The 6,584-nt window shown below is 49.2% G+C and carries 6 protein-coding genes; 2 read left to right on the top strand and 4 right to left on the bottom strand.

The window, feature by feature from the left end; translation table 11 throughout:
• The 4 genes from HX884_RS08920 to HX884_RS08905 form a co-directional block, all read right to left on the bottom strand.
• The coding region (locus HX884_RS08920; RefSeq protein WP_178328000.1) for a sulfatase-like hydrolase/transferase at nucleotides 1-1,048 on the bottom strand (1,048 nt) is incomplete at its 3' end.
• A gap of 114 nt (nucleotides 1,049-1,162) precedes the next feature.
• Nucleotides 1,163-1,780, bottom strand: coding sequence for a trimeric intracellular cation channel family protein (locus HX884_RS08915; RefSeq protein ID WP_045294554.1), 618 nt, complete (start codon nucleotides 1,778-1,780; stop codon nucleotides 1,163-1,165).
• Between the two features lie 165 nt (nucleotides 1,781-1,945).
• The gene (locus HX884_RS08910; RefSeq protein ID WP_178327999.1) at nucleotides 1,946-3,880 is read right to left on the bottom strand and encodes an acyltransferase family protein; all 1,935 of its coding nucleotides are present in this window, start codon (nucleotides 3,878-3,880) and stop codon (nucleotides 1,946-1,948) included.
• A gap of 282 nt (nucleotides 3,881-4,162) precedes the next feature.
• Entirely contained in the window at nucleotides 4,163-5,026 is an 864-nt protein-coding gene (locus tag HX884_RS08905) for a YicC/YloC family endoribonuclease (RefSeq protein WP_013094887.1), read from the bottom strand.
• A gap of 125 nt (nucleotides 5,027-5,151) precedes the next feature.
• Here HX884_RS08905 and rph point away from each other — a divergent pair, with 125 nt between their 5' ends.
• Together rph and pyrE are read left to right on the top strand one after the other, a co-directional pair.
• The gene (gene rph / locus HX884_RS08900) at nucleotides 5,152-5,868 is read left to right on the top strand and encodes a ribonuclease PH (protein ID WP_013094888.1); all 717 of its coding nucleotides are present in this window, start codon (nucleotides 5,152-5,154) and stop codon (nucleotides 5,866-5,868) included.
• Nucleotides 5,869-5,935: 67 nt separating this feature from the next.
• Nucleotides 5,936-6,577, top strand: a complete 642-nt coding sequence (pyrE, locus tag HX884_RS08895; protein WP_045294560.1) for an orotate phosphoribosyltransferase — start codon at nucleotides 5,936-5,938, stop codon at nucleotides 6,575-6,577.
• The last annotated feature ends 7 nt before the right edge of the window (nucleotides 6,578-6,584 follow it).

Genomic DNA, 6,584 nt, shown 5'->3' with positions numbered 1-6,584 from the left:
CGGTAGACTCTATGAGGTAGTTTATTCCTAAATTAGCTGCGGAATGTCGGATAGAAGCAATGGCCACAATGTAATTATTGCTTTTTCCTGTATTACCCTGAGCGCTAATCCATTCGGTATGATAGCCCGTTTTTTTGGCAACGCTAATGATATTGTCAGCAAGCTTATCGGCGGTGAAGTGGTCAGGATCCGCTTTACTTAATATCATCGGCACGGAAAGAACGGTGGCTGATGCGGGGGCAATAGCATCGCTAAAAATGAGGGCGTCCTTAGCCAGCCCTGATTCCACAGGAGTAGTATCCTGGTTAAAGCCGTAGAGCTGCATATTGCTGCGACGCGCGGATTCACCCACGATAACAACATAGTTTTCGATGCCCGTTTCATAACTCTGCAACGAAGGATAATTAACGTTGTGATGACTGATTTTCTGCGCCAGCGCATTGTCGCGATGGGCAATAATAAACTCTGCTCCGGTGTAAAAAGGCGTATTGGTTAAAATACGGGAGCTTAAAGGATAATAAACTTCAAGATCGTGGCGCTTTTTTAGCCAATTTGCCGTTGAATACCAACCAAAATAGACAACAAGCAGAATGAAGCTGATGGCTTTCACCCGGGGAGAAACATGCTCGCTAGCTGATTTGACCGCGTACCAGGTGACAAGACAGTAAGCAGCAGCTGCTGGTAAACAGTGCAGGTATAAACCCGACATGCTTTTCGCTTCGGCCAGATGAGTGCCCAGAATACTCATCGCAAATACGGTGTTAAATTCGCTCTGATAGACGCTCCAGGTGCTGTATGCAATTGCATAATTTAACGAGAGCAGGGTGGTTAAAACAAATGCGACGATCTTGCCGGGAAGAGAGCGGTAGATTGCTGCAGCGCAAACCAGTAGCAGCGCAGTACAAATCGCAATGCGCACTGCGAATCGGGCAGGTTGTGTTAAAAATACTGGCCATATTTGAATCAGCACGGAAATCAGCAGCAAAATTAAAAAATGGCTGCTGATTTTTTTATTAATCATCAGGGCTGATGTTTTGGCAAGGGACATTGTTGTAACGCAAATCTCTGAGAAATAAAGGTACGATAGTTTATCGTGTTTGCGCCGATAATATGAGATGACAAAAAGTGCTTTTTACTACTTTGTTGTGGTTTTGTTGAGAATTCAATGAGTGTCCTGAGTGTAATGAAAAACCGGCAATCCCAGCTTTAAGCGCAGTGCCAGTAAACGAGCCGTGAAACCAAATAATAACGTGGTAATTACCACAACATCATGGCTCGAAACATAATGCTGTAGTGCGATATACAGAACGGCAGATGCAAAGGATATTCCGGCATAAAGCTCCTTTTGGAAAACCAGCGGAATGCGTTTGCAGAACATATCGCGCAGTACGCCGCCAAATACGCCCGTTACGACCGCTGCTATAGTGGCAATGACCGGGCTTTCGCCCATATCCAGCGCGATTTGCGCCCCGATAATGGAGAAAACCACCAGACCCAAAGCATCAAGGACTAAAAACAGACGGCGAAGATGGGGCATAACTGGCGCAACAATGGTGGTCAGCACGGCAGCAATTGCGACAATAATAATGTATTCAGGGTTTTTTACCCAGCCAAGTGGATAATGCCCCAGCAGGATATCGCGTACCGATCCGCCTCCCAGGGCTGTGGCAGTGGCGATAATGATCACCCCAAACGTATCCATACGACGGCGACCGGCAGCGAGTGCTCCAGTCATGGCTTCGGCCGTGATCCCAACGAGATAAAGAATATGTAGCAGCATGTATCCCCCAGTAAGTGGGACAGAAGAGTAGCGTTTTGTGCAGAAAGTCACTATTTAGTTTTTTTTGTGTGACCGAAGAAGACCTATTTTTTCTAACCCAAAACTGGCCCAGAAACCCAATAAATGCATATGTTATATGCATTTACGCATTAGTTTTTTTCATGTTTATTGGGTGCGTTGAGAGAAAATCTGCCGAAACATCGGCACAAGCGCTTTATTCCCCGTCTCGCTGAGATGGTTATCATCGAAATATTGCGGCTCAAGATTTTTACTGCCCATGCATCGCCCCGCACTGCACAGATAAGGCGTAGGATCCAGAACCCTGACTCCACAGGCTTGTGCTGCCTGATATTGCGCCTGCAGAATGGCTCTGTTTCGATTCTGATACTCTGCCAGAGGAATAGAAATATCTTGTGCTTTTTTAAACGTCATTAAGCGATGGGAGAGTGTACGAGGCACATTTTCATGCATTTCTGGAACAGGATTGACCAGTACTACCGGACGTTCGCGATTAAGCGTACAGGCCATTTTTACGATGGACGTCGCATACTGTTGTAAATATTCTTTATCGTCCAGGGATCCCGTATTGAATTTCACCAGTCTTTTCTCAGCATAATGGCTCAGGCGGTTGACAATCACCACGGGGATATTGGTCGGGTAGGCTTGTAATTTTTTACTCAGCGAGCGGTTAAACTTGCCGCAGCGTTTGCTCTCCAGCAGAGTGGCATCTGCCAACGTAGGGCAACCTGAATACGTTATGCCTACAACGGAACCACGATCCTCTGCGGCGGCAGCGAGGGCTGTTGCCGCGGCTTCGGCGTGGCTGTCGCCAATAATGATCGCTGCTGGTGCACCGGTGCCGTAAAAACTCATGTGTGTTTTTGGATCGGCGGCATAGTTTTTATTGTTCGCTTCGGCGGCTATCCGTTCGACCTGAGCGTCAGGAAGGCTAACAATAATGTCTTTTTTTACCAGATGACTATATATCCAGGTAGCCCCGATACAGCTAAACAAAATTATCCAGAATGCGGCTACGCTACGCTGGTTCAAATAGTTTTTGGCAGGTTTCTCGATTAGCACCCATGAAACCCATCCGAGTACAAAAGAGAGAGCAATGGCACTGACTACCCAGAGCCCGTTGTGTTGGTATCCGGCATAAAAAAGATACACAGCAACAGGCCAGTGCCATAAATAGACAGAATAGGAACTTAAACCAACCCAGCGAAGGTTGCGATCAGCAAGGCTAATCAGTGAACTGTCGTTACTGTAGATAACTAGCATTGTACCGATGACGGGCAGTAAGGTTAGCCCACCAGGCCAGGCGTGTTCAGCGCTAATAAAGAAAACAGAGGCCGCGATTAATATATATCCCAGTAGAGCCGTTATTGTGCGCAATGCTCCCGGGAGGATGAAACGATTTGCCCCATACCAGACGAGGCCGCCACAGAGCATTTCCCAGGCGCGATAGGGCATCAGATAAAACCGGGTAGCGTCATTCGCCGTGGCACTCATGCTAAACCAAAATGCTCCCAGCGTAAGTATTAACAGACATAATCCGGTATTGACTCGTTTTCTTATCGAGTATAACGCTATAATAACTAAGGGCAAAACCAGATAAAACTGCCATTCAACCGAGAGTGACCACGTATGCAGGAACCAATTTTCATGCGAGTCGGTTGCAAAGTAATCCCCTGACTCTTTTTTTAGTTTTATATTGGAAATAAAAATAATAATATAGCCAATATAATTCCCGAGATTTCGATATTCGTTTGTTGGCAGCCAGAATAAGGTTACCAGAGCCATGATAATACACAGCATAAGCAAGGCCGGGATTATGCGCTTAGAGCGTGCAGCGTAAAATCCTATCAGATTAAACGAACGCTTTTCGAGGCCGGTGGATATAATTTTTGTCATCAGGAAACCAGAGATTACAAAGAAGATATCCACACCAACAAATCCGCCAGGAAGCAGAGCGGGCGCGAAGTGGTAAAGCACCACGGAAAGAATGGCAACGCCGCGCAGCAGGTTGATATCCTGGCGGAATTCGCGGTCAACGGCGAGGCTTTTGCTTTTCTCTAATGTTAAGTTTATGTTTACCATTCACTTTTCCGGTCGATATTTTTTCTTTTTATTAAACGCCGGTGATTGTATCAAAAATAATAAGCAATTTCTTATGTTCTGGTGCGACCAGATATGACCAATTTCTTCTTAATGGACGGGATTGGCTGCTAAAGCGTGCTGAAGTCAAAGGGCTCTTGCCGGCTGTGCTGTACCCTATAACTATTGTTTCATGGAGTATGCTCACAATCAAAAAGAGGACGAGCATTTTTACAAGGAAAAGGCCACTACTTCCAGTGGCCTTTTAAACACTATCGAGTGTGGTTACTCAATATTCTGGATCTGCTCGCGCATCTGCTCAATCAGTACCTTGAGCTCAATGGCGGAATTCGTTACGTCGGCATTGATTGATTTAGACGCCAGGGTATTCGACTCGCGGTTGAACTCCTGCATCATAAAGTCGAGACGACGGCCAACGGCTTCTTTCTTCTTCAGAATGTTGTAGGTCTCTTTAACGTGTGCTTCCAGACGGTCCAGCTCTTCGGCCACGTCAACGCGCTGCGCCATCAGCACCAGCTCTTGTTCCAGACGGTTATTTTCCAGCTGAACTTCCGCTTCTTCCAGTTTGGCAACCAGACGCTCGCGCTGCCACTGCAGCACTTCCGGCATATGGGTACGTACTTTTGCCACTTCGGCGCTGACGCCTTCAAGGCGCTGTTCAATCATCGCTTTCAGCGCCTGGCCTTCGGTTTCGCGAGCAACGATAAAGTCATCCAGCGTGCTGTCGAGGGCGGCAAGGATTTCAGCGGCAATTGCATCCAGATCCTGCTCTCCGGCAGCCATGACGCCAGGCCAGCGCAGAATATCAACCGGATTAATTTCGCCTTCGTCGCTTTGCATTTTGACCCAGTTCGCCGCATTGACGAGCTGTTTTGCCAGTTTTTCGTTGAGGATCAGTTCGCCCTGCGCGCTGGCATCCGGCTCAAAACGCAGGTTACATTCCACTTTGCCGCGCGTCAGACGCGTACGGATACGCTCACGCACCACAGGCTCAAGGCTGCGGAACTGCTCCGGCATACGGAAATAGGTTTCCAGATAGCGCTGGTTTACCGAACGCATTTCCCAGGTAGCGCTACCCCAGCTACCCTTGATTTCACGCCGGGCGTAGGCGGTCATACTGCGGATCATAGATATTCCCGTTTTTAAAGGAGAGATGGGGGGATTATAGCTTTCAGGGGCTTCTCAGGATAGGAATAAGCGTCCTTTATCCGTATAATGCGCAGCCACATTCGTTTCAAGCCGGAGAATTCATCATGCGTCCAGCAGGTCGTAGCGCCAATCAGGTGCGTCCCGTCACCCTGACCCGTAACTATACAAAACACGCTGAAGGCTCCGTTCTGGTTGAGTTTGGTGACACCAAAGTGCTGTGCACGGCTTCCATTGAAGAAGGCGTTCCGCGTTTCCTGAAAGGTCAGGGCCAGGGCTGGATCACGGCTGAATACGGCATGCTGCCGCGTGCAACGCATACCCGTAATGCCCGTGAAGCGGCAAAGGGTAAGCAGGGCGGCCGTACCATGGAAATTCAGCGTCTCATCGCGCGTGCGCTGCGCGCCGCTGTTGATCTGAAAACGCTGGGCGAATTCACCATTACCCTGGACTGCGACGTCATTCAGGCTGACGGTGGCACGCGTACCGCATCGATTACCGGTGCCTGTGTAGCGCTGGCTGATGCCCTGAATAAACTGGTTGCGGCCGGTAAGCTGAAAACAAACCCAATGAAAGGGATGGTTGCCGCGGTGTCCGTCGGTATCGTTAACGGTGAAGCGCTTTGCGATCTGGAATACGTAGAAGACTCCGCTGCCGAAACTGACATGAACGTGGTGATGACCGAAGACGGACGTATCATTGAGGTGCAGGGCACCGCAGAAGGCGAACCGTTTACCCACGAAGAACTTCTCACCTTGCTGGCTCTGGCCCGAGGGGGAATTGAATCTATTGTAACGACGCAGAAAGCGGCGTTAGAAAATTGATTTTAAAGGCGACCAATGAGTCGCCTTTTTTTTGCCTGTAAGACAGAAAAGACAAAGGAGCGAATCCATGAAACCGTATCAGCGCCAGTTTATTGAGTTTGCGCTTAACAAGCAGGTCCTCAAGTTTGGCGAGTTTACGCTGAAATCCGGGCGCAAGAGCCCCTATTTCTTCAATGCCGGGCTGTTCAATACCGGGCGCGATCTGGCGCTGTTAGGCCGTTTCTATGCCGAAGCGCTGGTGGATTCAGGGATTGATTTCGACCTGCTGTTTGGCCCTGCCTATAAGGGCATTCCGATTGCGACCACCACCGCGGTTGCGCTGGCAGAACACCATGACCGCGACGTGCCGTACTGCTTTAACCGTAAAGAGGCCAAAACCCACGGTGAAGGCGGCAACCTGGTCGGCAGCACACTGCAGGGGCGCGTGATGCTGGTGGACGACGTCATCACCGCGGGTACCGCCATTCGCGAATCCATGGAGATTATCCAGGCCAACGGCGCGACGCTGGCTGGCGTGTTGATTTCTCTGGACCGTCAGGAACGGGGGCGTGGTGAAATCTCGGCCATTCAGGAAGTTGAACGTGATTACAGCTGTAAAGTGACGTCAATCATCAACCTGAAAGACCTGATTGCGTATCTGGAAGAGAAGCCAGAGATGGCGGATCATCTGGCTGCGGTGCGGGCATATCGCGAAGAGTTTGGCGTGTAACGGAATT

It is taken from the genome of Enterobacter sp. SECR19-1250 (assembly GCF_013391025.1).
GTDB lineage: Bacteria > Pseudomonadota > Gammaproteobacteria > Enterobacterales > Enterobacteriaceae > Enterobacter > Enterobacter cloacae.
The sequence above is the reverse complement of the archived record's forward strand: the minus strand, read 5'-3'. Positions and strand labels throughout refer to the sequence as shown.

Bases quoted from the DNA above. Each gene is read 5' to 3' on its own strand.
- pyrE (WP_045294560.1), top strand. From the start codon at position 5,936: ATGAAACCGTATCAGCGCCAGTTTATTGAGTTTGCGCTTAACAAGCAG.
- HX884_RS08915 (WP_045294554.1), bottom strand. From the start codon at position 1,780: ATGCTGCTACATATTCTTTATCTCGTTGGGATCACGGCCGAAGCCATG.
- HX884_RS08910 (WP_178327999.1), bottom strand. From the start codon at position 3,880: ATGGTAAACATAAACTTAACATTAGAGAAAAGCAAAAGCCTCGCCGTT.
- rph (WP_013094888.1), top strand. From the start codon at position 5,152: ATGCGTCCAGCAGGTCGTAGCGCCAATCAGGTGCGTCCCGTCACCCTG.
- HX884_RS08905 (WP_013094887.1), bottom strand. From the start codon at position 5,026: ATGATCCGCAGTATGACCGCCTACGCCCGGCGTGAAATCAAGGGTAGC.